Genomic DNA, 21,972 nt, shown 5'->3' with positions numbered 1-21,972 from the left:
TCAGCTACATTCGGCGACTCGTGCCCTTCATTCTCTCGATGAAGGCATCGAACAAGGGGCTCAGGTCATGCGGACCCGGACTGGCTTCCGGATGACCCTGGAAGCTGAATGCGGGCCGGTCGGTCCGTTCGATGCCTTGCAGGCTCTGGTCGAACAAAGACCGGTGAGTTGCGCGCAGCGTCACGGGCAGACTGTCTTCATCGACCGTAAAGCCGTGGTTCTGGCTCGTGATCATGACCTTCCCCGTTGCAAGATCCTGCACCGGATGGTTCGCGCCATGATGGCCGAACTTCATCTTGACGGTCCTTGCACCGCTGGCCAGTGCCAGCAGTTGGTGGCCCAGGCAGATGCCGAAGACCGGGACTCCGGCGTCGACGATGGCGCGTATCGCCTCGATCGCATAGGTGCAGGGCTCGGGATCACCCGGACCATTCGACAGAAACACCCCATCCGGGCGCCGCGCGAGAACGGCGGCGGCCGGCGTCGCCGCCGGCACCACGGTGACGCGGCACCCGCGGTCGGCGAGTAGCCTCAAGATGTTGTGCTTGATACCGAAGTCGTAGGCCACGACCTCGTAACCGAACTCGGCCAGCTCACGATGCCCCTCGCCGAGTTGCCAAGCGCCTTGAGTCCACGCGTACTCTTCATTGACGGTGACCTCCCGCGCCAAGTCCATACCTTTCAGCCCGGGAAATTCCTGTGCCAGCGCGATCGCGCGCTCGGGGACAATGTCACCCCCGGCGACCAGACACCCGCGCTGCGCACCCTTGTCCCGCAGGATCCGGGTCAACTGGCGGGTATCGAGGCCGGCGATTCCGACGATCCCCGAGGCTCGCAGAAAATCGGTGAGACTCCGACCGGACCGCCAGTTGCTGAACCGCGCCGGCACATCGCGGACAACCAACCCGGCGGCGAACGGACGCACTGATTCCGCATCTTCGTCGTTGATCCCGGTATTGCCGATATGAGGATACGTCAGGGTGACGATCTGCCGCGCGTAGGAGGGGTCCGTTAGGATCTCCTGATAGCCCGTGATCGCGGTATTGAACACCACTTCACCGACAGAACTGCCGTCGGCACCGACGGCGACGCCATCGAACACCGTTCCATCTTCGAGAGCCAGGAATGCGGGTCTATCCAAAAAAGCCACCTTTAGACGTGCAAAACGGGAGGAGCCCGGAGGACTCGTCCCGTCAATCCGCGTACGAACTTAATCGCATAATTTTACGCAACCGCCCCCCCTCGTGTCCACGGCAGGGCCGCGTCAGAGCGACTTCAAACCAAGTACATCCTGCATATCGTAAAGGCCGGACTCACGCCCCATGACCCATTGCGCAGCGCGCAGCGCGCCCTTGGCGAAGGTCAACCGGCTGGACGCCTTGTGGGAGATTTCAACGCGCTCACCGTCGTCGGCAAACATCACCGTGTGCTCGCCGACGATGTCGCCGGCGCGTATCGTCGCAAAACCGATGGTTTTCGGGTTGCGCGCACCGGTGGTCCCTTCGCGCCCGTAGACGGCGCACTCCGCCAGGTCGCGGTCGAGCGCTGCCGCGATCACTTCGCCCATGCGCAGCGCCGTGCCCGATGGCGCGTCGACCTTGTGCCGGTGATGCGCCTCGATGATCTCGATGTCGGTCTGGTCGCCGATCGTACGCGCCGTAAGCTCGAGCAACTTCAGCACGAGGTTGACGCCGACGCTCATGTTCGGGGCGAGAACCAGGGCCATGGACTGGCTCGCGGCCTCTATCGTCTGGCGCTGCTCGGCGGTAAACCCGGTCGTGCCGATGACCATGCGCACCCCGGCAGCGCGGCAAATCGCGACATGGCCGAGAGTGGGCTCCGGCCGCGTGAAATCGATCAGCACGTCGAGTTGTTCGCAGGCGCTCTCCAGGCCGGTCGCCACCGGAACGCCGACCGCTGGCAACCCGGCGAGTTCGCCGGCATCCATCCCCAGGTACGGGCTCTGCGCGTGCTCCAGCGCAGCCGCCAAAACGAGGCCGGGGGACTCCTGGCACGCGGCGATCAAGCTCTTGCCCATCCGGCCGGCCGCGCCGGCTATCCCAATACGTAAAGCCACACTGATCTCCCGGAATAAAAAACTTCGGTTCCGTCACTTATCGCCCGATTGCCCCACAGGGGCCTGAGCGCGGGGAATCGACTACCCGCGTAGCATCTCGGCAGCAGATGAAGGCCGCGGCTACAAACCCAATTTATCGAAGAACTGCTTGACCCCATCGAGCCAACCGTGAGCCTGCGGACTGTGGCGGCTACCGCCGCCGCTCAAGGACTCATCCAGACGCCTGATTAGTTCTATCTGGTCCTTATCGAGAGAAACGGGCGTCTCGATCTGCACCCGACACAAGAGGTCGCCCTGCGGCCCGCCGCGGACCGGCTTTACGCCCTTGCCGCGCAGGCGGAACAGCTTACCAGTCTGGGTTTCCGGCGGTATTTTCAGCACCACCTTGCCATCCAGCGTCGGTACGTCCAACTCCCCGCCCAGACATGCGCACGGGAAACTGATTGGCACTTCACAATAAAGATTGGCGCCGTCGCGCGTGAAGATCGGGTGGTCCTTGACCGCGACTTGGACGTACAAGTCGCCGGGCGGCCCCGCATGGTCGCCTGCCTCCCCCTCCCCGGCGAGACGGATGCGATCGCCGGAATCCACGCCCGGAGGGATCTTGACCGACAAGGTCTTGGTGTCCTGTATGCGCCCCTGCCCCTGGCACGACCGACACGGATCCTTGATCTGCTGGCCGGTGCCGCGGCACGCCGGACAGGTCTGCTGCACCGAGAAGAATCCCTGCTGCATCCGGATCGCGCCATGGCCCTGACAGGTCGTGCAGGTTACGGGACCCGACCCCTTCTTGGCGCCGCTGCCACCGCATTCCTCACAGGTGTTCCAGGTCGGCACGCGAATCTTGACCTCGGTACCCGCAACGGCGTCTTCCAGCGTCAGTTCGAGGTTGTAGCGCAGGTCGGCGCCGCGCTGCGCTCTACCTCCCCCACCGCGGCGCTTTCCACCGCCGAAGATGTCGCCGAAGACGTCGCTGAAGATGTCGCTGAAACTGTCGCCAGAGAAACCGAAGCCACCCGCGCCCCCCATCGAAGGATCGACGCCGGCGTGTCCGAACTGATCGTAAGCGGCCCGCTTCTGCGGGTCGGACAAGACGTCGTAGGCCTCCTTGACCTTCTTGAACTGCTCCTCGGCGTTCGGGTTGTCGGTGTTGCGATCCGGATGGAACTTCATCGCAAGCCGCCGGAAGCTTTTCTTGATATCGCTATCGCTGGCGTTGCGAGCGACCCCCAACAATTCGTAATAGTCTTCTTTGGCCATGATGCAACACAACCGCCGGCTTACGCCGGCGGTAATCGACTGATGAATCTACCGACCATCGAGGCCGGCAGAGCGGTTATTTCTTGTCGTCCTTCACTTCCTCGAACTCGGCATCCACGACATCATCCGCCGTGGCGTGCGCCGTCTGCTCGGACGAACCCGCTGACTCATGCGACGCAGCGCTGGCATCGCCATCGGACTTCTGCGCGTATACCCGCTCCGCCAGTTTGCCCGATACCTCCATCAACGCCTGCGTCTTACTCTCGATCGAGGCATGGTCATCGCCCTTGATGGCTTCCTTCAGCTCGGCAATGGCGCTCTCGATCCGGCTCTTTTCGTCCGCATCGACCTTGTCGCCGAGGTCGTGCAGCGACTTGTTCGTCGCGTGGATCATCGCGTCCGCGTGATTACGCGCATTCACCAGTTCGTGCATCTTCCGATCGTCTTCGGCATGCAATTCGGCATCCTTGACCATTCGCTTGATCTCGTCTTCGGAAAGTCCGCTCGACGCGCGAATCTGGATCGACTGCTGCTTACCGGTCGCCTTGTCCTTGGCCGACACGTGCAGGATGCCGTTGGCGTCGATGTCGAACGTGACTTCAATCTGCGGAATGCCGCGCGGAGCCGGCGGGATGTCGGCCAGATCGAAGCGTCCGAGCGACTTGTTGTCCTTGGCCATCTCGCGCTCGCCCTGCAGGACATGGATCGTCACCGCCGTCTGACTGTCCTCGGCCGTCGAGAATACCTGTTGCTGCTTCGTCGGGATGGTCGTGTTCTTCTCGATCAGCTTGGTCATGACGCCGCCCAGGGTCTCGATACCCAGCGACAACGGGGTCACGTCCAGCAGTAGCACGTCCTTCACCTGACCGCCCAGCACGCCGGCCTGAATCGCCGCACCGACGGCCACCGCCTCGTCGGGGTTGACGTCCTTGCGCGGCTCCTTGCCGAAGATCTCACGGACGAAATCCTGCACCTTGGGCATGCGCGTCTGACCGCCAACCAGGATCACTTCATCGACCTCGGCCGCCTTCAGACCGGCATCCTTCAGCGCGGTAAGGCACGGCCCTTTCGTGCGTGTGATCAACTCCTCGACCAGTGATTCGAGCTTGGCTCGCGTCAGCTTCAGGTTTAAATGCTTCGGGCCGCTTGCATCCGCCGTTATATAGGGCAGATTGATTTCCGTCTGCTGGCTGCTCGACAGCTCGATCTTGGCCTTTTCCGCCGATTCCTTGAGTCGCTGTAGGGCCAGCGGATCGTGGTGCAGATCGATACCGCTTTCCTTTTTGAACTCGTCGGCGATGTAATCGATGATCCGAAGGTCGAAATCCTCGCCTCCCAGGAACGTGTCCCCGTTCGTCGACAGCACTTCGAACTGGTGCTCACCGTCCACTTCCGCGATCTCGATGATCGAGATGTCGAAGGTACCGCCGCCCAGATCGTACACCGCGATTTTCTGGTCGCCCCGGCTCTTGTCCATGCCGTAGGCCAGCGCTGCCGCGGTCGGCTCGTTGATGATGCGCTTGACTTCGAGGCCAGCGATACGCCCGGCGTCCTTGGTCGCCTGCCGCTGGGAGTCATTGAAGTAAGCCGGCACCGTGATGACCGCCTCGGTGATTTCCTCGCCAAGGTAGGCTTCCGCGTCCTTCTTGAGTTTCATCAACACGCGCGCCGAAACTTCCGGCGGCGCCATTTTCTTTCCGCCCGCATCGACCCAGGCGTCGCCGTTCTCTGCCTCAACGATTTTGTAGGGCACCATCTTGATGTCCTTCTGCACGACGTCGTCCTTGAAGCGCCGTCCAATGAGTCGCTTGATCGCGAACAGCGTGTTCGTCGGATTCGTAATGGCCTGGCGTTTGGCCGACTGGCCGACCAGGACTTCGCTATCCGAAGTGAAGGCGACCACCGACGGCGTCGTCCGGCCGCCCTCTGAGTTCTCGATGACCCGCGGCTTGTCCACCTCAAGGATCGCGACACAGGAGTTGGTCGTGCCGAGGTCGATACCAATAATTTTTGCCATTTTTTGAACGCGCTCCGGTATTCGTTGTTTAAGTTCGTGAATCGGTCACTGCCGGGGTCTTGGGGTGCATCGAGCGGGATTTCAAGCCTGGCCTTCGGCCGACACGGGAACCGGCTGCGCGACAACGACGAGAGCAGGCCGGAGCAAACGGTCGTGCAGCAGATACCCTTTCTGGAACACGCGAATGACGGTGTTCGGCTCGGCATCCGCCGTCGGTTCCGCGGCCATCGCCTGATGGAACTCCGGATTGAAGCGCTCGCCCAGCGGATCGACTGGCTTGACATCGAAACGCTCCAGCGCCGCACCCAACTGCTTCAACGTCAGCTCCATACCTTCCCGCACCCCGTCGGCATTCGCGTCGGAGGCGGAAGCCGCCTGCAATCCCAGTTCCAGGCTATCCACCACCGCGAGCAACTCCTTGGAAAAGCGCTCCAGCGCGAACTTGTGCGCGTTCTGCAAATCCTTCTCGGCACGGCGCCGAACGTTTTCCATCTCAGCCTGGGCGCGCACGAACCGCTCCCAGTTCTCCTCCGCCTTCTTGGTCGCCTCGTTCAGCCGCTGCTCCATCAACTCGATGGAAGGCGGCTCATTCGCGTCGCCGACGGACGCGGCTGGTTCGAGGGTGACTTCGAGGTTCGGTTCCGGAGCCTCGGCAGTGTCGACTGGATGATTCATCTCTTGTTGTTGCATGGCAATGTCTCCCGAATTCTCTTTATGCAAGGCGGCAGGGCAAACATCGCCCGCGCTGCCGCGTGGCGATGACCGCAACCGCGAAGGGGATCGAGGGTCCGCTCCTTTGGTGACCGGTGCGCTAGGATCTCCGGCAAAGCGCCAAACCGAGCAACCTTGCGGTGATGTCGACCAGAGGGATCACGCGCTCGTATTCCATCCGCGTCGGGCCGATCACGCCCAATACGCCGACCACGCGGCCGTCGATCGAATACCGTGACGTAACAAGACTGCACGGCTCGAGCGAGCGGCACCCGCTCTCTTCACCGATGAAGATCTGAACACCCGGCGTTTCCAGACAGCGATCCAGAAGATGCACGATGTCTTCCTTCTGCTGGAAGATCTCGAAGAGGCCTCTCAGGCGCTCCATGCTCGCCAGTTCCGAAAACTCCATCAGGTTGATCTCGCCAGCCAGCACGAACGGCTTGCGTTTCTTCCCGCCCTGATTCAGCGCGAGCTTGACCATTTCCGCGGCGTCGATCATCTCCTGTCCTATCCGGTCGCGCGACTCCTGAAGGTCACGAAACAGGCCCTCCCGGATGCCGCTCAAGTCCTTCCCGGCGCAGGTCGCGTTGAGGTAATTGGCGGCAACCGTGAGCTGCGCCGCACTGAACGGGCGCGCCGTATGGATGATCTTGTTGTGCACCTCACGGTCGTTAGTCACCAGAATCACCAGGACGCGGTGATCCGACAAGGGCACGAACTCGATGTGCCGAAAGGTCGGCGCATCACACCGCGGCACGGTCACGAGACCGGCCATGTGCGTGGCGTCGGATAGCAGCCTCGAGGCCGCCTCCAGCAAGTCCTCCGGGGTATCCTGTGTCTCCAGGTCGCCCTGAAACTGGGCAATCACCTCTTGCTGCAAAGGTCGCACCGTCAACAGCGAATCGACGAAGAATCGATACCCCGAAACGGTCGGCATGCGCCCGGCCGACGTATGCGGCGCCGTCACCAACCCCAGCTCCTCGAGGTCAGCCATCACGTTCCGTATCGTTGCCGGGCTCAGATTCAGACCGGCATCGCGCGCGAGGACACGCGAGCCGACCGGCTGGCCGTCGTCGATATAACGTTCGACCAACACCTTAAACAGGTGCTGGGCCCGATCGCTCAGTTCCGGTAGATTAGACACGCAGGGGACGACTTTTAGCACTCTCGGCGTGAGAGTGCTAAAGGTAGCAACCCCTAGATTATGTGTCAATAAGCTCATACCATAGCCCGCGGATGTGCGGGGCCGCGGTATCTGCGCATCAAGTCCCCAAGGCGTGCAGTTGTGCCACTCATCCCCTGATCTTCCGGAGTAACCACATGAAGGGCGACCCCAAGGTTATCGATTGTTTGAACCGCGTCCTCGGCAACGAACTGATTGGCATCAATCAATATTTTCTTCACGCGCGGATGCTGAAAAATTGGGGCTACCACAAGCTCAATGACTATGAGTACCGGGAATCGATCGACGAGATGAAGCACGCCGACCGACTGATCGAACGTATCCTTTTCCTGGAGGGCCTGCCGAACCTGCAGGAACTCGGCCATCTGCGCATCGGTGAAAACGTTCCGGAAATGCTGGCTGCGGACCTGCAACTGGAACAACAGGCGCACACCGTGCTGAAGGACGCGGTTGCGCTGTGTGAGACGGTCGGGGATTTCGTGTCGCGGGAACTGTGTCAGGAGATTCTCAGCAGCGAGGAAGAGCACATCGACTGGATCGAGACACAGCTCGGCCTGATCTCGGCGCTGGGACTCGAGAACTATCTGCAGTCACACTGTTGATGAGGCCGTCGCCGATTTCGTGCTGATCGCCCCGATGCAGCGGCAATTCAAGACCATAGGGCTGATCGGCAAGCCGGACGCCGAACGTATCTCGGCCACGCTCGAACACATACACCAGCACCTGACCGCACAAGGTTTCCGCGTTCTGCTCGACCGCGGCTGCGCGGGTTTCGTGTCGGGTAATTCGACCGTTTGCGACATCGACGAAATCGGCAGAAGTTGCGACGCCGCAGTCATCGTCGGCGGCGACGGCACCCTGCTGAGAGCGGCGCGGCTCCTGGTCGACCACGAAATTCCCTTGATCGGCGTCAACCTCGGGCGACTCGGGTTTCTCGTCGATATTTCGCCGGACGAGGTGCGCACGCGGCTCGACGCCATTCTGGGCGGCGACTACCAGTTCGAGGAACGTGCCCTTCTCCGCGTGCGCGTGTCCCGCAACGGCACTGTCGTGCACGACCGGGTCGCAGTGAACGAAATCGTCGTGCACAGCGCCATCGCGACCAGCATGATCGAGATCGAAACCTGGATCGACGGCGCGTTCCTCAACACGCAGCGCTCCGACGGGCTGATCATTTCGACCCCGACCGGATCGACGGCCTACGCCCTGTCGGCGGGCGGTCCGATACTGCATCCGGGACTGAACGCCCTCGTGCTGGCTCCGATCAACCCGCACACCCTGACCAATCGACCCATTGTCATTGGCGGCGACAGCCTCATCGAAATCGGCTTCCGGCCCAGCAAGCAGTTCCGCGCCCAGGTCAACTGCGACAATGTCTCGATCCCTGACGTCGAGGCAACGGATCGCCTGCGCATCACCCGGCATGACCGCCCCTTCCGGATGCTGCATCCCGTCGACCACGACTTCTTTGCCATCCTCCGGTCCAAGCTGAACTGGAGCAGCGGCAACCGCAACTGAACCATGCTAACCAGCCTGAGCATACGCGACCTCGCTCTGGTCGAAGCCCTGGAACTGGAACTCGCGCCCGGCTTCACGGTGCTGACCGGCGAGACTGGCGCCGGCAAGTCGATACTGCTCAATGCGCTGGGCCTCGCGCTCGGGGACCGCGCGGACTCCGGGCTGGTGCGCCCGGGCGCCAGCCGGGCCGAAGTCACGCTGCAGTTCGATGTGTCCGACCTTGCGACAGCCCAGGCCTGGCTGGACGAACACGAACTGGTCGACGATCTCGACTCATGCTTCATACGCCGCACCATCGGTAGTGACGGCCGATCCAAGGCCTATATCAATGGCCGGCCGGTGACGCTGCAGCAACTGCAGGAGTTCAGTTCACTACTGGTCGAGATCCATGGGCAACACGCTCATCTGGCCTTGCTGCAGGCTCGGGAACAGCGACGACTCCTCGACGAGTCATCAGGAACGCTCGCTCTGGTCGGCGAGGTGGGCGAACTTTACGAACGCTGGCGGACGCTGCAGGACCAGCTCACGCAGCGTCGCCAGACGTCGGCGCAGCGGGCCGCGCGTGAGGAACTGCTGCGCTATCAGGTCGAGGAACTGGAACGCCATGAGGTCTGCTCCGCCGACTACGAGCAAGTGCTCGCCGAACACTCGCGGCTGGCCAACATCGGACGCATTCTGGCACTGAGCCAGCAGCAGCTGGACCTGCTGTACGACGACGAAACCGGTTCGGCCAACCGGCTTCTGGCGCAGGCCGTTACGTCAATGAAGGAGCTCGGCGCGCTGTGCCCGGAACTGGGCGAGGTCATGCCGATGCTTCTGGAAGCGCAGATCCAGATCAAGGAAGCGGCCGCATCGATCCGTCATCATGTCGACCGGCTGGAGTCGGATCCAAAGCGGCTTGAATGGCTGGAAGAGCGCATCGGCGATCTGAATCGCCTGGCCCGCAAACATCAGGTGACGCCGGCCGAGCTGGGACCGCAGTATGCGGCACTGAGCGCCGAGCTGGAGAGCCTCGGCCGCAGCGAGGAGCAGGTTGCGGAGCTGGAGCGCGCAGTACAGGATACGCTGGAACGTTACCAGGTATCGGCCCGTCGCTTGTCTGAGCAGCGGAACATCGGCGCCGCGCAGCTCAGCACGCGGATTACGGCTGTGATCCGTGAACTCGGCATGCCCTATGGCGAGTTTCGAATTTCCGTTCAACCGTCGGATGACTCCGAAATGGGGCCCCATGGAATGGATCGGATCGAGTTTTCGGTTACGGCCAACCCCGGCCTGCCGGCGCGTCCCATCGGCAAAGTGGCATCGGGCGGCGAACTGTCCCGTATCAGCCTGGCAATACAGGTCAGCGCGATGGCCTACAAGTCCACACCGACTCTGATCTTCGACGAGGTCGACACCGGCATCGGGGGCGGTGTCGCGGAGATCGTCGGCCAGAAGCTGCGGTTGCTGGCCGCCGATCGGCAGGTGTTGTGCGTAACCCATCTGCCACAAGTCGCGGCCCAGGGCCACAACCATCTGCTGGTCGCGAAGTCGACCCAGAACGATGTCACGCAAACCATCGTCAGTCCAATCTGCCCGACCGAAAGAACCCGGGAAATCGCCCGCATGCTGGGCGGCGTCCGAATCACCGAACAGACGCTTGCACACGCCGAGGAGATGCTGGCGCAAGCCCTCTCCTGAAAGTCGGAGCAGCGCTTCTCGCCCGCCGCGCCACCACGCTCATCCAGAAGCCAAGAACGAACTGAGGGAACCCGTGACCCATCGCCATTTTCCGCCCGAATGGGCCGAGCAAAGCGCCGTCCTGATCGCCTGGCCGACCAGGGACGGCGCCTTCGCCGACTGCCTCGACGAAGCAGTCGAAACCTATGTCCATATCGCCACCGCCATCAGCCGGCGCGAAATCGTTCTGATCGCCTGCTCTGATCCCACGCTGCAGGCGCCGATACGCGATCGAATCGAAGCGTCGCAAGGAGTGACCTCGCGCGTCCGATTCGTCGATGTACCGTATGACGACATCTGGGTTCGCGATACCGCCCCGCTAAGCATCGAAACGAGCGCAGGACCAATCCTACTCAATTTCCGCTTCAACGGATGGGGAGGGAAGTACGACTGCGCCAATGACGCAGCATTCGGCAGCGGCGTCGTTCAGGCCGGCGTTTTTTGCGGTGTGGGCACCGAGGCGAGCCCCATGGTGCTCGAAGGCGGCAGCATCGAGACCGACGGCGCGGGCACACTTCTGACCACGCGCTTCTGTCTGAGCAACCCGAACCGAAATCCGGATCTTTCGGCCGGCGCAATCGAGGCGGAACTGACAGAGCGCCTCGGCATTGACCGACTGCTCTGGCTCGACCACGGTCACGTCGCGGGTGACGACACCGACGCGCATGTCGACACGCTGGCACGTTTCTGTGACGAACACACGATCGCGTTCACGGCTTGCGACGACCCTGGCGATCCGCATTATGCGAGCCTGTCCGCGATGGCCGAGGAACTGCGTTCCTTCCGGACCCGAACCGGCCTACCCTATCGTCTAATCCCCCTGCCGATCCCGCAACCGATTCTCGCGCCGGATGGAACCCGTCTGCCGGCCACCTACGCGAACTTTCTGATCATCAACGAGGCCGTACTGGTGCCGATCTATGGTGATGCGAATGATGCGCTTGCGATAGAGCGCCTTGACCGCTCCTTCCCCGGACGCGAAATCGTGCCGATCGACTGCCGCATCCTGATCCGACAATATGGGAGCCTGCATTGCATGACCATGCAGTTTCCGAAAACCTTTTCACTGACCTCGCCATGAAAGACACCGTGATTTTGGGCCTCGTACAGCAGGGTTGCAATGCTTCCGACCCTGCCACCAATCTCGCCGCCTCGCTTGCCGGTATCCGCGAGGCTGCAGCGCTGGGAGCCAAGCTAATCCTGCTGCCGGAACTTCATCTCGGACCTTATTTTTGTCAAACAGAAAACACCACTGAATTCGACCTGGCTGAACCGATTCCCGGGCCAACCACCGAAAAGCTCGCCGCGGCGGCAAAAGAACTCGGCGTCGTGATCGTCGGATCCCTGTTCGAGCGGCGCGCCGCCGGCTTATATCACAATACCGCCATAGTTCTAGATGCCGATGGAACGCTCGCCGGCAAATATAGAAAAATGCATATTCCAGATGACCCTGGTTACTACGAGAAGTTTTACTTCACGCCAGGCGACCTGGGCTTCACGCCGATCGATACCTCCGTCGGCCGACTCGGGATATTGGTCTGCTGGGATCAGTGGTACCCGGAAGCCGCGCGACTCATGGCACTCGCAGGAGCCGACATCCTGCTATATCCCACTGCAATCGGCTGGAATCCGCTGGATGAACCCAAGGAAAGGGAACGCCAACTTGAAGCCTGGGTCACGGTACAGCGCGGGCATGCCGTTGCAAACGGTATTCCGGTGGCCGCTTGCAACCGCATTGGTCAGGAAATGGACCCCAGTGGCACAACACCGGGCATCCGCTTTTGGGGTAACAGTTTCGTTGCCGGCCCTCAAGGGGAAGTGCTCAGCCGCGCCGATGACACAGGACCGCAGGTCCTGCGGGTCGAAATCGACCGGATGCGCTCGGAATCCGTACGACGGATTTGGCCATTCCTCCGGGACCGCCGCATTGATGCCTATGGTGACATCCTAAAGCGTTTCAGAGACTGAGGTCTCTCGGAAACGCGCCCCGTGCCCCCGGAACCCTTGAACCGTCACACGGCATGAGTCGCTTTCGCTACGACGCCACTTCGAACTCTTCCAACTTTCGCCCATGGGCCAACAACTGTTGCAGCCACTTGGGTTTCACACCCCGGCCGCTCCATTGCTCGGCAACATTGTCTGGATTCCGATATTTGATTGGAACCTTGCGGCCCTTGCGCCCAGGAGCGGCAGAGGGCCCGTCGATTATCTCCACGGCAACACCGATCGAGGCCGCAAGCTGCTTCATCTGACTCAAAACCTCCTTCCGCTTTCCTTGCTGCTTCTCCTTCAGAGCCCGCGTGGCTTCCTCGATCATCGATTCCAATTCCCTTTCGGTCATTTCGACGTATTTTTTACTCATCGCTTCTCTCACGGTTAAATTGAAATTTCTTTTGGCCTGTCTCGCCCGAGTTCTTCAAGAAGCGATCGATACCAAAAAAACAGCAAGACCCTACAGAGTAGCTGTGAGCGAATGGTATAGTTGCGTGGAAAGAACTTCAACTAGGGTATGTTACTTTTCCCGCTTCAACAAACCGAATGCCGGAGAATCCGGCCTCGCCCAATTGTTGAAAGCGTTCCTGTACCGAAGACTGCGGATTGGATAGAAGCAGTTCGTCAAGAATTAGGCAAGCTAAGTTTAACCTCATTCCCCAGCCCGGCTTGCTAGCATGCCGCCACTGAAGGCAACAGCCCGGAACATACCAACGCTGTCGACGAGCAGGAGTGACCCCCGATCCCCCCGATGCACTAAACCACCCTGGGAATCGTGGAGGCGGGTTAATTAGGTCAGGCTAAGGTAGCCGCCTGCTCGGCGATTTGCCGATCGTGGTTTGCTTGTCAGCGCTCCACAAACCCCAGGTATTCGGTGCGGATCAGGTGGTGATCAAATCCGCGGGTCGGCAATGCCAGGATAGCTGGGCTTCGACGTGTTCGGCAGTGGTGCGGTGGGCAAGCGGCGCAAGACAGGGTGCAGCCACAGGTAGGTTCGACGCCGTTGGCTTTGACGGTTTCGACCAGCGAATAGATCAGCGCGCTGGCGTGGGCCCCAGCCGGCGCATCGGCAATCCGCCAGCCTCTGCCGCCCGCTGGCCCAGCCGCCTGCGCGTTTCGAACAACTCACCCGATGCGCCGGTATGACGACGTAAGGGCTACTGACCTCGTTCGTGGCTGACCCAGTTGATCAGGCCGCCCGCCAACACTACCCGGACCTCCCGATCACTGAGTTCGTGGAGAACCTGAAAGTGGGCCTGTCGGCTGAGGTTTTCCACCGTGATCGGCGCATGCCGTTCCAATTCGGCGCGCACCCCTTTGATCCGCAACGTGTCGCCGGGTCGGACGTCATAGGCATCGGCGGCGTAGATGAAGCGCAGAGGCAGCACGCCGAAATTCACCAGGTTGTCCCGATGGATTCGCGCGAAGCCCTTGGCGATGACCGCGCGGAGTCCCAGATAGCGCGGCGCGAGCGCGGCATGCTCGCGGCTGGATCCCTGACCGTAGTTGTCGCCGGCGATCACGAAGAAGCCCGAGTCGCGATGCGGAAGCGCTCGCTTATGGAAGCCTCGGTCGATCGGGGCGAACACGAACTCGCTGATCTTCTGGATGTTGCTGCGGTACGGCAGAGCCTTGGCACCGGCCGGCAGGATCTCGTCCGTGGATATGTCATCGGCAACCTTCAGCAACACAGGCCCTTCCAGGCAATCCGGAAGAGGCTCGAGAACGGGCAGCGGCTGGATGTTGGGACCTAGCTCCAACGGCGTCCCGAGTTCTCGAGGGTCCGGCTCCACCAGCATCGCCGTGTTGATCAGGGGCCTGTCCGGTTCCTCGAACGCGGGATACACCATCTCGAGCGTTCGCGGATCGGTGATCACCCCGGTCAGGGCCGACGCCGTGGCCGTCTCCGGGCTGCACAAATAGACATGATCGTCTCGAGTACCCGATCGCCCCGGGAAGTTGCGGGGTACGGTACGAAGGCTGATGCGGTCGGTTGCCGGCGCCTGGCCCATGCCGATGCAGCCATTGCAGCCGGCCTGATGGAGCCTCGCACCGGCCCGCACCAGCCTGCCCAGTAACCCGAGTTCGATCATGTTTTCCAGAATCTGGCGCGAGGTCGGATTTACGTCGAAGGAAACCCGCGGATGCACCTGTCTGCCGTCGACCATCCGTGCGGGAATCGCGAAGTCACGCAAACCGGGATTAGCGGACGATCCGATGTAGGCCTGGTAGATCTCCCTGCCCGCCACTTCCCTTACCGGGACCACGTTGCCCGGACTCCCGGGCAACGCGATCAGCGGCTCCAGACTCGTCAGGTCGATCTCATCGTGCTCGTCATAGGTCGCACCAGGATCCGACAGAATCTCGCGAAACGCTGCCTCCCGTCCCTGCGCCCTCAGAAAGACCCGTATCGCTGTGTCGGCCGGAAACACCGTTGTGGTCGCGCCGAGTTCCGCGCCCATGTTGGCGATCACGTGCCGATCCATGGCGGTCAAGCGTTCGAGACCCGGCCCATAGTATTCGATGATCCGGCCACGGCCGCCGCTGACCCCATGCCGGCGAAGCATTTCCAGAATCACATCCTTGGCACTGACCCAGGCTGGCAGCGTCCCGTGCAGCCTAACACCCCAGCTGCGCGGCATGCGCAGATGAAACGGTTCACCGGCCATGGCCATGGCGACCTCCACTCCCCCGGCACCGAACGCCAGCATGCCCAGCGCACCGGCCGCGCAGGTGTGACTATCGCATCCGAGCAAGCTCTTTCCGGGCGCACCGAACCGTTCCATGTGGACGGGGTGGCTGACACCGTTACCGGGACGGCTGTACCACAGACCGAACCGCCGGCACGCGCTGTACAGAAACAGATGATCGTCCGGGTTCCGATAGTCTTCCTGAAGCAGGTTATGATCGATGTATTGCACCGAGAGCTCAGTGCGGACCCGCGGAACGTTCATGGCCGCGAACTCGAGCATGGCCAGCGTGCCGGTTGCATCCTGTGCCAGGGTCTGATCGATGCTCAGGGCGATCTCCTCGCCCTCTGCCAGACAACCGGAAATCAGGTGATTCGAAATCAACTGTTGGGCGACGTTCTGCTTCATGTTCGTCCCTCGGCGAAAGGGCCGCGCAGTCGAGTTCCGAGCGGTTGCTTCAAGGGCTTTGACCCTTATAGCCGAACGTGACGTCCCTAACCATCAGCCTGACTACGTAGGATTGCCCCCTCGGTACCGACGGTTCCCGGCAAGCGATGTGCCTCGTCGCAACCCGTCCAGCCCAAGGCGCTGGAGCCCAGAACCCGCCCCTTCGCTCGCCGGTTACGGGCAGCACGTACGTGACAGCACGGATAGTCACGGCGCAATGCTTGTCGGATAGCGGCCGGGAACCGACTTGGCCCTGCAGCAACCACCAACCTGCAATTCGGGGCCGGGCGGCGCCAATACAGTCCGCCGCGAGGTCCCACCCGTCTGCCCGAAAGAAGCACAGGTTTGGCAACACACTCGCTGACGAACGATACCTGTCGACGGAACCGTCAGGGTCTCGCCGTCTCATCCATATTCCGAAGGCGTCGGAGGCAGTGTGAAATTCAGGGCGTGTCCATCGCACAGGCGAATCATCGATGGCACCCCAGGAGGCGACTCGGAAGGCGAGCCGGACAGAGTTCCAGACAGCGAACGAAAGGCTCACGGCACTCATCCGGGAAGGTCGCGAACGAGTCGCCGAATTGAGCCGCGCGAACGCTGCATTCGACAGCCTGGTCGCCACCGCGGAGATCGGTACCTTGCTCCTTGACTGCCAACTGACGCCCGTGCACTTCTGGGAAATGCATCAGTCCGGCATTCAGAACGCACTGGGGCGGGCCGCCAACTTGGCGCATGCTTCCTTGCGTGTCTCCAGCCCGAAATGACCAGAGACGGTTGGCATCCTGGTCCAGGATATCGAGAGCGATAAGCGGCGCGGACGAATACGGGCAAGCGCCAGGTCGCGACGTCATATGCCCCGGAACCAGCCACTCGTCAGACCATAGCAGGCCCAAGGAACACAGATCATCCGTACGGCTACTGGGGGGGTTGTACAGATTGCCGTCGAAGCCGGCCCGATCTATTGGCTCGAACTGGCAACCAGTGACCGGCTCGCGCGTCGCGATCGCGCGGCCCGCGGCTTGGACCGCCCGCGATGTTCGGGGGTGAACCAGAACCGTGACGGCATAAATCAGGAACGTGGGCTGTCTGCCGCTGGCGCCTGCACCGATCCGCTCCCGGACTGGCGCGGTGCTCTGACAGCTTGGATAGGAGAAAGGCAATGAACGGTTACAAGATCAATCACGTCCTGGTAGCGGAAGCCCTGGCCGGCGAAGGGAACGAAGTCGCACATATCGAACTGATCATGGGACCGCGCGGTAGCGCAGCCGAAATCGCCTTCTGTACCGCCTTGACCAACCAGAAACGAGGCGACAGTGCGCTGTTGGCCCTGGTTGCACCGAACCTGATGGCGAAGCCTGCGACGGTGATGTTCAACAAGCTTGAGATCAAGGACGAGCGGCAAGTCACGCAGATGTTCGGGCCCGCCGAGCGAGGCATCGCCAAGGCGGTGGTGGACTCGGTCAAGGAGGGCATCATCCCCAGAGATGAGGCCGATCACGTATTCATCTGTATCGGGGTATTCATTCACTGGGACGGGAAGGAAAACAACAAGATCCAGGACTGGAACTATCAGGCGACCAAGTTGGCGATCGCTCGCGCGCTGGCCGGGGAACCGACCGTCGCCGACGTGATTGCGCAGGAAGACATCATGCACCACCCATTGGCTGCACATGACTAGCTCCTGTGGAATCTGGAGCGTCGGGCCGAAATCAGAAGTTGGTATGGCGCGGTCCCCATCGGTTCGCAAGCGCTCCTGCGAGCACACGATACGCCCAGCGCCCAGCCGAAAGGAAGGCGCAGGGCTACTACGCAGCGCAACCTATCTGATTTCGAGCGACCGCGAATGACGCGAAGTCTTATTGCCCGACTGAAACGGCATCCTCTGATGATCGCGGCGCACCTGACAGATACTGCGGCGTTACCGATCGACTGCTGGGCTGACCTATTGAACGGAGCGGACTTCACGGGCAAACAAGAGCGAATTTACGTTGTCATGGAACACTTGGGATTACGTCGATTCAGCGTGTACCCTGACAGCTAATACAGGAGTTAAGCGAGCGTCCGCGACGGAGCGACGGCCATGACCACATCTGATCCCGAAGCGACCGCGCAACACCGCTGACGGGCGGGCGCGAGTCCACCCACTCCGGTCTGATCAACCGGTCGCGGAGGGCAATGCTCTGACCATCACGCGTCGGTGATCGGGGACTCCTGGGTACGAGGCGCACAGATCGCTGCGAGCGTATCGCCGACCTCATTCTCGGTGATTTCCTTGCTTTGCTCACCGCACTCTCGCATTGCCTCTTGGGCCAAGTCGGCGAGTGAGATCATGCCGATGACAGCGCCTTGGTCGTTTACGACCGGAAGTCTTCGGACCTGCCCCGATCGCATCCGTTGTTCCGCCTCAGCGAGTGAGTCATCCGGACGGCACGTCAAGACGTCACGCGACATCGTATCCTTGACATATAAATCGCGAAGGGGCTGGCCCTTGAGCAGGGCGGACATCGCGATATCGCGATCAGTGACAATGCCCACCGTCTGGCTTGCGCCATTGCCGGTACATACCGCAACAGCCCCACAGTCAAAATCCCACATTAACTGCGCGGCACGCTCCAAGGAGTCGTCTGGCTGGCAGGTATGGACTCGCTTGCTCATGATCTGATCTATACGCACAGCGTTACCTCGTCTATCTCGATCCAATGGTTTGGACGCCAAAAATGTCCGGCCACTTGATGTGGCCCCGCGACATTTCAGGGAAGCCCCTTCCAGGTTCTGCTTTTTGGCGAGGATATGTTCGAGTATCCGGAAGCGTTGTGCCATTCGTATATCCACTTAGGTAGCGCCCCGGGTTGCGCATGGGGCGGATGAGGTCCGCCGTGCCACTCACGTCAGCATTTTGCCAGAGCACACAGTGACAGCGACTAAGTACCACCAGGGATAGTCGCACCAGCTTCAGCTCCGTATCCTTACGCATAGGCCCCAGGCGAGGAAACCCGCTGGTTCCTTCGCCGTTAAATGCCTCGCGGTTTCGAAGGCCGGAACCTGTACCCGTCTAGCGCAGGGCCGCCTTTTTCGCTCGAATTCGGCGAAACCTTTCCCCAGCCGAATATCTCAGGCCCCAGTGCCAACACGGTTGATGCGGTCAAACGGGGTGTGAGCGCAGGCGCGTGCATGGGAACACGTTCGATGTATGGAAGGCCATACGCCGGACCGAGTAGAGTTCAGTTGAGGCCTCAAGGCTCGAATACACGGAAACGGCCGTGTGTAGCCAGTGCCCCGATCAAGCGCTCGTCTCAACACTGCGGGGTCTTCCAACCCTGCGCCGCCGATGCCCAAAGACAGCGATTCATAAACCTCGCCGCAACTACCCACCGTGTTCGAACCGCTGTACTTTCGACATCGGATCCCTAAAGGACAAAGAGCAGACCGCCGACTGCTCAGGCGCGCGTCAGCAATGCGGAAGCGAGTCGACACGGATCCGTGATGATCGCGGCTCGGTGCTCTTCCACAAGAAGCTTACCGCGGTGGGCCGCATCTGCGAGAGAATGCGCACTTGCCGTGTCTGTATTCGATCACCGTTTTCGGCAACGATCTTATACCTGCCGGGCGCCAGGTGTGCATACAGATACGGACCTTCAGAGCGCGTGTCGAGCACCGTAGCACCATCCTGACTTATTATCCTGACCGGGATATCCGCCAAAAATTGACTGGCAGGTGTCTCCGCGAAAAGTAGATGCAGATTGAACGCAGCTTTCATGCCCTTGATCTGGCAAACCTCATCCTGACCAACACCGCCGCTGACGTAGGAGACCCTACCCTGTGTTTGCAGCGATATTGCTTCCGCTTGGCTGTACATGCCGAGCGCGGTCAGACAGGCCAGTAGTGAATTTAATGGACATCTGTGGGCTACTACTGAACCGATATCTTGACTGGTTTGGGTAGCCATCGTGTTGTCCTCCGTTCAGAGGTTATAACGGGCGAGGGCCGGTTCACCGGATTGACCGGATTGCGTATGTTCTATACCCTATCTATGCGACGGAGTTGGAAGGCGCGCAGGCCCTGAGGCCTACAGAAATCATGATGGTTTCGCGGCCTTGCTTATTTGACCTGAAATTCCATCGGCTGGTTTCGCGAAGCCCCTCCGGTTGAGCACGTCCGTACGAATACTGAGCGCCAAGATGTCGGCGTTGGACTTGCGGAGGGCAGCTGCGGCGATCAACACGGCGATCAGCGTGATTGATCGCTCCGTTAACCCAGCTCATTCGCGCGCCTGTTGCCACTCTGCGTGACAAGGAGACAGGCACAATCATTGCCCGCGAGTGCCGCAACATGCTTTCTCTGGCGAATGGCACGCTTTCTCGGTACCGCTGCTCGCAAGCATGATCTCGTGTTACACCGGTATTCCCTTGTGGCTCCGGAAGCGTTGGTTCAGCCCCCTTCGCCTCCATGTTGGTGATGGGATTCGACGTCGAGCCGGGAACGCGGTGTCATTCGCCCCATTCCGGAGCGATGGAATCTAACCAGAGTTTGGTTCCAGTAGGTATCAGGGACTTCAGTGACACACGCCGACCCTCGCCATAAGTATTTAGCGCAAGCATCAAGAGCGCGCAGAAAACGCTGATAAACCGTCATCACCCTGCTGGCCGAATGAAGGAGAACGACGCGTTTTCGATTCCATCTCACCGATACTCGATCTATCCGCGTGTGGTTTCTAGCGACCTGATCCGGCCCGCATAGATGAGGCTGTCCCAGACGTCACACCACGTCGCCGCAAGACTGGCGAGTGGACACACGATCGTGGCGCAGATCCGGCCGTCAGAACCCCGGAGTTCCAGCACATTGGACGCTCCATCACCGGGCTGGCCCGTTGCCACGTAAGCGGCTTCCAGGCCTTGCTCATTCATGTGGAAACTAAAGCATTCGCCGATAAGGCTGAACAGGCCTTGTTGACGTTGGGAGCGCCGGATTTCACGCCCCAGATTCGCATACCCCGAAGGAATGGCGACCCTGACCTCACAGGGCACCTCCAATACCAATAGTAATTCGAGCCGGTCTTGAACCGCCTGAATGGACTCTATTTCCCACCCTCGAGCCTGGCACGGGTCTGGGGTTCGAGCCACCATCGCAACTGGTTTGGGCCTCGTACATGTCGAGTTTGCCCGTCTCGATAAAGTGATGTGCTGATCTGACTGATTTTGTGAAGTTTGCCTATGCATTCCACGGTCCGCGCTTTTTTCTCGTACGGAATCGCTGACCGCGCTAAGACGCCCTCAACGACAGCTTGTCCTTGACTCTCGGGGGCGGAACCCGGGTAGGTCGCGCCGGGGAATCATTTGGGGCCCAACAGCCATATGCTGTATCGAATACGCGGTTCAGGCTACATGAGGGTGGCAGCATTCCCGAATCAACTCGTCCAGCAAGTTCGAGGCATCGCTTGTTGCTATCCACCCAGGTTACCGTGGTCACGCTAGCGCCGAGGGTCACCGCAGACTATCCGTCTGAATACGGATGCGAGACCACCGTCGGCAAGGCCTGGCGATCGCTGCGTGGCGTGCGAAGCGGCGCGACCGACTCGTGGATGATGGGACTGCGGTCATACCGCTCTGGGATTGATGATGTGCCGCCCTGTCACGCGGGCGTTCCCCGCCCCTTTCGTTCGGTCAGCGGAGTCATGCCACATCCCCTCGGTCACAATGCCCGTTCACACCGCCGCAACCCCGAGCGGTTTCAAAGTCTCGGGACGCGCGGGAAAACGAAAGCTCAGCAAGACACTGCCGCCATTCCGCTTGTCGATCCTCAAGCCCGTGTGCAAGCCTTCGGCCGTTTCCAGCAGATGGAGACCTGACACCTCGGAGATCAACTCATGGATGTGAAGCTTACCGTCCCCGAGCGACAGTTCCAGGCCGCGACCATTCGGCAGAACATGCAGTCCCGCAAAGGGAAAGTCCCGCGCCGTCAGGTGTGCGTGGGGATGCTCGGTCTCACCTGGCGACAGAGGTGCCTCCTGCTCGATGACGGACGTCGCGACCAGACAGCCATGGTGTTCCAGACTGAACTCATCGCAAAATTCCGCCCACTGATGCCGTGCAATGTCCTTCACCCTAATCACGCAATGCCTCCGAATACAGCTGATTTGACCGATGCGAAACGAGATTCGGCGTGAACCTCCGACCAGCCTAGCAGCCGAGGAAGTAATATGGGATTCGTAAGCGCACGGAGGCGGAGCACCGTGAGCAGTCGTGGGACAAAGCGGCAGAGATCAAGCCAGAGCCGGCTAGCAGGCTGGTGAAAAACTCCGAAGGCGTTGTGTGGCGGGGGCTCCGGCGTTCTGGACGGGGTAAAATACGGTATCTAC

At 60.9% G+C, this 21,972-nt stretch carries 19 protein-coding genes; 7 read left to right on the top strand and 12 right to left on the bottom strand.

Annotated features, from left to right (window positions below; genetic code table 11):
* Window positions 1-4: 4 nt before the first annotated feature.
* The 6 genes from carA to hrcA all read right to left on the bottom strand — a co-directional run bounded on the left by carA (window position 5) and on the right by hrcA (window position 7,212).
* Entirely contained in the window at window positions 5-1,141 is a 1,137-nt protein-coding gene (carA, locus tag ACW73L_RS06125; RefSeq protein WP_498920739.1) for a glutamine-hydrolyzing carbamoyl-phosphate synthase small subunit, read from the bottom strand.
* 123 nt (window positions 1,142-1,264) lie between these two features.
* Entirely contained in the window at window positions 1,265-2,077 is an 813-nt protein-coding gene (gene dapB, locus ACW73L_RS06120; RefSeq protein WP_498920737.1) for a 4-hydroxy-tetrahydrodipicolinate reductase, read from the bottom strand.
* Between the two features lie 120 nt (window positions 2,078-2,197).
* A complete protein-coding gene (gene dnaJ, locus ACW73L_RS06115) occupies window positions 2,198-3,337 on the bottom strand; it encodes a molecular chaperone DnaJ (RefSeq protein ID WP_498920735.1) in 1,140 nt (379 codons plus the stop codon).
* A gap of 76 nt (window positions 3,338-3,413) precedes the next feature.
* Complete coding sequence (gene dnaK, locus ACW73L_RS06110; protein WP_498920733.1) at window positions 3,414-5,354, bottom strand: molecular chaperone DnaK; 1,941 nt, start codon at window positions 5,352-5,354, stop codon at window positions 3,414-3,416.
* An 81-nt stretch (window positions 5,355-5,435) separates the two neighbouring features.
* Window positions 5,436-6,044 carry a nucleotide exchange factor GrpE gene (gene grpE / locus ACW73L_RS06105; protein ID WP_498920732.1) on the bottom strand — a complete coding sequence of 203 codons (609 nt, stop codon included), beginning with the start codon at window positions 6,042-6,044 and terminating at the stop codon, window positions 5,436-5,438.
* Window positions 6,045-6,165: 121 nt separating this feature from the next.
* Window positions 6,166-7,212, bottom strand: a complete 1,047-nt coding sequence (hrcA, locus tag ACW73L_RS06100; RefSeq protein WP_498920731.1) for a heat-inducible transcriptional repressor HrcA — start codon at window positions 7,210-7,212, stop codon at window positions 6,166-6,168.
* Between the two features lie 176 nt (window positions 7,213-7,388).
* Here hrcA and bfr point away from each other — a divergent pair, with 176 nt between their 5' ends.
* From bfr to ACW73L_RS06075, 5 genes are all read left to right on the top strand, one after another.
* Window positions 7,389-7,853 (top strand): bacterioferritin, encoded by a 465-nt coding sequence (bfr, locus tag ACW73L_RS06095; protein ID WP_129884001.1) that lies wholly within the window; start codon window positions 7,389-7,391, stop codon window positions 7,851-7,853.
* Between the two features lie 34 nt (window positions 7,854-7,887).
* Window positions 7,888-8,769 (top strand): NAD(+) kinase, encoded by an 882-nt coding sequence (locus ACW73L_RS06090; RefSeq protein WP_498920729.1) that lies wholly within the window; start codon window positions 7,888-7,890, stop codon window positions 8,767-8,769.
* Between the two features lie 3 nt (window positions 8,770-8,772).
* Window positions 8,773-10,449 carry a DNA repair protein RecN gene (gene recN, locus ACW73L_RS06085; RefSeq protein ID WP_498920727.1) on the top strand — a complete coding sequence of 559 codons (1,677 nt, stop codon included), beginning with the start codon at window positions 8,773-8,775 and terminating at the stop codon, window positions 10,447-10,449.
* 73 nt (window positions 10,450-10,522) lie between these two features.
* Complete coding sequence (locus ACW73L_RS06080) at window positions 10,523-11,569, top strand: agmatine deiminase family protein (RefSeq protein ID WP_498920726.1); 1,047 nt, start codon at window positions 10,523-10,525, stop codon at window positions 11,567-11,569.
* On the top strand, window positions 11,566-12,456 hold the full coding sequence (locus ACW73L_RS06075) for a carbon-nitrogen hydrolase (RefSeq protein WP_498920724.1): 891 nt from the start codon (window positions 11,566-11,568) through the stop codon (window positions 12,454-12,456). Before ACW73L_RS06080 ends, ACW73L_RS06075 begins: the two co-directional genes overlap by 4 nt.
* A gap of 67 nt (window positions 12,457-12,523) precedes the next feature.
* Here ACW73L_RS06075 and ACW73L_RS06070 read toward each other — a convergent pair whose 3' ends face one another.
* Both ACW73L_RS06070 and ACW73L_RS06065 read right to left on the bottom strand, forming a co-directional pair.
* Window positions 12,524-12,862, bottom strand: a complete 339-nt coding sequence (locus tag ACW73L_RS06070) for an H-NS histone family protein (RefSeq protein WP_498920723.1) — start codon at window positions 12,860-12,862, stop codon at window positions 12,524-12,526.
* A gap of 775 nt (window positions 12,863-13,637) precedes the next feature.
* Window positions 13,638-15,578 carry an aconitate hydratase gene (locus tag ACW73L_RS06065; protein ID WP_498920722.1) on the bottom strand — a complete coding sequence of 647 codons (1,941 nt, stop codon included), beginning with the start codon at window positions 15,576-15,578 and terminating at the stop codon, window positions 13,638-13,640.
* Window positions 15,579-16,198: 620 nt separating this feature from the next.
* On the opposite strand from ACW73L_RS06065, the gene ACW73L_RS06060 reads away from it, so the two are divergent.
* Entirely contained in the window at window positions 16,199-16,381 is a 183-nt protein-coding gene (locus tag ACW73L_RS06060) for a hypothetical protein (protein WP_498920720.1), read from the top strand.
* 395 nt (window positions 16,382-16,776) lie between these two features.
* The gene (gene fae / locus ACW73L_RS06055; protein ID WP_498920719.1) at window positions 16,777-17,295 is read left to right on the top strand and encodes a formaldehyde-activating enzyme; all 519 of its coding nucleotides are present in this window, start codon (window positions 16,777-16,779) and stop codon (window positions 17,293-17,295) included.
* 509 nt (window positions 17,296-17,804) lie between these two features.
* On the opposite strand, the gene ACW73L_RS06050 is transcribed toward fae, so the two are convergent.
* The 4 genes from ACW73L_RS06050 to ACW73L_RS06035 all read right to left on the bottom strand — a co-directional run bounded on the left by ACW73L_RS06050 (window position 17,805) and on the right by ACW73L_RS06035 (window position 21,726).
* Window positions 17,805-18,437: a CBS domain-containing protein gene (locus ACW73L_RS06050; protein ID WP_498920717.1), complete on the bottom strand. Its 633-nt coding sequence runs from the start codon at window positions 18,435-18,437 to the stop codon at window positions 17,805-17,807.
* A 628-nt stretch (window positions 18,438-19,065) separates the two neighbouring features.
* The gene (locus tag ACW73L_RS06045; RefSeq protein ID WP_498920716.1) at window positions 19,066-19,563 is read right to left on the bottom strand and encodes a hypothetical protein; all 498 of its coding nucleotides are present in this window, start codon (window positions 19,561-19,563) and stop codon (window positions 19,066-19,068) included.
* Between the two features lie 748 nt (window positions 19,564-20,311).
* Window positions 20,312-20,521: a hypothetical protein gene (locus tag ACW73L_RS06040; protein WP_498920715.1), complete on the bottom strand. Its 210-nt coding sequence runs from the start codon at window positions 20,519-20,521 to the stop codon at window positions 20,312-20,314.
* Between the two features lie 797 nt (window positions 20,522-21,318).
* Complete coding sequence (locus ACW73L_RS06035; RefSeq protein ID WP_498920714.1) at window positions 21,319-21,726, bottom strand: hypothetical protein; 408 nt, start codon at window positions 21,724-21,726, stop codon at window positions 21,319-21,321.
* Window positions 21,727-21,972: the final 246 nt, after the last annotated feature.

The sequence above is a fragment of the Methylolobus aquaticus genome (assembly GCF_054172105.1).
The sequence above is the reverse complement of the archived record's forward strand: the minus strand, read 5'-3'. Positions and strand labels throughout refer to the sequence as shown.

Excerpts from the sequence above, each read along its gene's own strand:
- ACW73L_RS06065 (WP_498920722.1), bottom strand. The coding sequence starts at position 15,578 with ATGAAGCAGAACGTCGCCCAACAGTTGATTTCGAATCACCTGATTTCC.
- ACW73L_RS06090 (WP_498920729.1), top strand. The coding sequence starts at position 7,888 with ATGCAGCGGCAATTCAAGACCATAGGGCTGATCGGCAAGCCGGACGCC.
- dnaJ (WP_498920735.1), bottom strand. The coding sequence starts at position 3,337 with ATGGCCAAAGAAGACTATTACGAATTGTTGGGGGTCGCTCGCAACGCC.
- fae (WP_498920719.1), top strand. The coding sequence starts at position 16,777 with ATGAACGGTTACAAGATCAATCACGTCCTGGTAGCGGAAGCCCTGGCC.
- ACW73L_RS06040 (WP_498920715.1), bottom strand. The coding sequence starts at position 20,521 with ATGAATGAGCAAGGCCTGGAAGCCGCTTACGTGGCAACGGGCCAGCCC.
- dnaK (WP_498920733.1), bottom strand. The coding sequence starts at position 5,354 with ATGGCAAAAATTATTGGTATCGACCTCGGCACGACCAACTCCTGTGTC.
- ACW73L_RS06050 (WP_498920717.1), bottom strand. The coding sequence starts at position 18,437 with ATGGCACAACGCTTCCGGATACTCGAACATATCCTCGCCAAAAAGCAG.
- ACW73L_RS06045 (WP_498920716.1), bottom strand. The coding sequence starts at position 19,563 with ATGGCTACCCAAACCAGTCAAGATATCGGTTCAGTAGTAGCCCACAGA.
- recN (WP_498920727.1), top strand. The coding sequence starts at position 8,773 with ATGCTAACCAGCCTGAGCATACGCGACCTCGCTCTGGTCGAAGCCCTG.
- bfr (WP_129884001.1), top strand. The coding sequence starts at position 7,389 with ATGAAGGGCGACCCCAAGGTTATCGATTGTTTGAACCGCGTCCTCGGC.
- grpE (WP_498920732.1), bottom strand. The coding sequence starts at position 6,044 with ATGCAACAACAAGAGATGAATCATCCAGTCGACACTGCCGAGGCTCCG.
- ACW73L_RS06075 (WP_498920724.1), top strand. The coding sequence starts at position 11,566 with ATGAAAGACACCGTGATTTTGGGCCTCGTACAGCAGGGTTGCAATGCT.